This window comes from Euzebyales bacterium (assembly GCA_035461305.1).
Lineage (GTDB): Bacteria > Actinomycetota > Nitriliruptoria > Euzebyales > JAHELV01 > JAHELV01.
Genome location: DATHVN010000095.1, coordinates 1 through 2496 on the forward strand (window position 1 = coordinate 1; position 2496 = coordinate 2496).

The following is a 2496-nucleotide window of genomic DNA, read 5'->3' on the forward strand; positions in this document are numbered from 1 at the left end:
GGCGCCGCCGACGTGGTCAAAGCCGAAGCCCAGCTGTCCGCCGACCTCGATCAGCTCGACGCGGCAGCCGGGGCACCGGATGGAATGCGTGACCGATGACCCGACGGAGCAGCGTCACCGTGTGTGACATCACAGCGGGTGACGAGCTGCGCGAGATTCCTACCCAACCATCTCGCGTCGGGAGGGGGGCGCGGTCGCGACCGGGGTTCGGCAGCCTTCAAGCAACCGTCCCGCCTCGGAAGGATCACGTGCATTGCTTGTGGCATCCGGCTCGCGCGCGATTGTTACCCAACAATCTACCGGAGTTCCGCAGTTGTGGTGGCGCGCTAGGCACGGAATTGGTGGGTTGACCTGCGGGAACGCCGAGAACACCCGGACACGGGTGTGTGCCTAGGCGCGGTGCCGGGCGGCTCAGCTGATGATCGTGGGCGCGACGTCGAGGAAGCGCGGTGGGGCGTCGACGTCCAGGGCGCGCAGGATCGCCTGCTGCCGGCTGGTGATGTCGGTGCGCTGGGCGACGGTGCCGGCGGTGCCGGTGAACTGGCCGACATGCAGGCGGTCGAGCTCGTGACGCAGGTTGCGCCAGGTGTCGGCGGTCTTGGTCTCGGCGACGCGGATCAACAACAGCGCCAGCCAGCACAGGACGACGTGCGCGCGGATGCGGTCTTCGAGCCGGTGGAACACCGGCCGCAACGCGAGGGTGGACTTCATGTCCCGCCAGCCGCGCTCGACCTCCAGCAGCTGCTTGTAGCCCAACGCGACGTCCTCGGCCGACAGCGTCGGATCCGACGTGCGCAGCAGGAACCTGCCGTCCAGCTTGGCCTCGGCCGCCACCGCGCTGCGGTCGATGCGTAGCTTGCCGCCCGGCGTGGTGCGCAGGAACCGGCGCAGCCCCGCGGGCAGTCTGGCCGCGACCGCGACGCGCTGTTGCGGGTCGAGGCGGTCGGTGTCGGCGATCTGTTCGGTCAGGCGGGCCAGCAGCTGGTCGCGGACGGTGGCGTCCCGCGTAGCCTGATCGGGGTTGTGACAGACGACGAACCGGTCGCGCATCACCCCGTCGTCGACGACGACTTCCTTGACGCGCAGGTTGCCGGCGACGGTGCGGTAGCGGCCCTGACGCGCCAACGCCGCCGCGGCTTCGTCGCTGTCGCCGCGCAGCTTCTCGCCGCAGATGTAGTGCCCGCCGGCACGCTGCAGGTAGCGGCGATTCTGCTCGGAGGCGAACCCGCGGTCGGTGACCCACACCACCCGCGACAGCTTCCACGCGCGCAGGTCGTCTTTGACCTCGCGGATCAACGGCGAATCGCCGGTGTCGCCCGGCCACGTCCACACCCGGATCGGGATCCCCGACCGGGTCACCGCCATCCCGACGATGATCTGCGGCAGATCGCCGCGGTGATCCTTGGACTTGCCGTAGCTGCGGAACCCCACCGACACCTGATCATCATCGCCGTCGGCGATGTCGGTCTCGAAGTAGGTGCTGGTGGTGTCGAAGAACAACAGGTCGACTTCGAGGTTGAGCAGATCCGCCGTCGCCCAGTACGTCTGCTCCGCCAGCTCGTCGGCGATCGCTAGCAGCCAGTCCATCGCCCGGTAGCACGCATCATCGCTGACCTGCTCGAGGCCGGGGATCCACGCGCGTTCGGTGACCCACTGCGTCGCCGCCAGCTTCGACGTCGGTTCCAACGCGCGGTTGGCCACCAGCGCGAAGATCACCCGCTCGACATCGGTGGCGAACCGTCGGCCCGCCGCCAGCTTCGACAGCGTCGCGGCGATGCCCAGCTGGCCCCACAGGCCATCCAGCGCCCACACCCCACCGAGGCGGCGAGCCGCGATGAACCCCAACGCCTCCACCGCCGCAGGCGCGTCCGCCGCGGTCGTGTCCGCACCGGCCGCGGGCGGCTCGTCGATGCCGAGGTAGCGGTTGATCGAGGCGACCAGCCGCGTCAGCGCGTCGCGGTCGAGGCGGTCTTCGCGGCCGAAGTTGTACAGCACCTTGGCCCTTGACCGGCGGGTGTCGACGTCCCACTCGTTGTGCGCCAACGCCACGTACCGCACGCGACTGCCGTCCTTGCGTGGTCGTGACGTCGTGGTCCGCAGATACATGACCAGCACACAACCACGATCACACTGCTATCGCAAGCACGTCAACCGAAATTACATGACTAGGCTGAGCGGCACCTCAGAGCACCCGCACCGCGCTGACCAGCACATATGCCGTCACACATGCCCACAACCGGCCTCCAACTGCGGAACTCCGTTCTGGAGTTCGACGAGAATCGCGGAGTCCGGCAGCGTCGACGCTCGGCCCTCCCGAGATTGCAGAAAGTGATCGACTCACCACGTACAGCCACGAACCTCGGGGTGCTCAACGTAGCCAACGTAGCCATTTGGCTACGTTGATGAAGGTCTCCAGAACACCAGGGGGTGCGGCTTCAGGCCGCAGACCTGCGGTTTTGCTTGGAGCTAAGTGGAATCGAACCCCTGAACTCTTCC

General features: G+C 67.7%; 1 protein-coding gene. It reads right to left on the minus strand.

The window, feature by feature from the left end:
* Positions 1-411: 411 nt before the first annotated feature.
* Positions 412-2106, minus strand: coding sequence for an IS1634 family transposase (locus tag VK923_08985; GenBank protein ID HSJ44800.1), 1695 nt, complete (start codon positions 2104-2106; stop codon positions 412-414).
* Between the last annotated feature and the right edge of the window lie 390 nt (positions 2107-2496).

Excerpts from the sequence above, each read along its gene's own strand:
- VK923_08985 (HSJ44800.1), bottom strand. The coding sequence starts at position 2,106 with ATGTATCTGCGGACCACGACGTCACGACCACGCAAGGACGGCAGTCGC.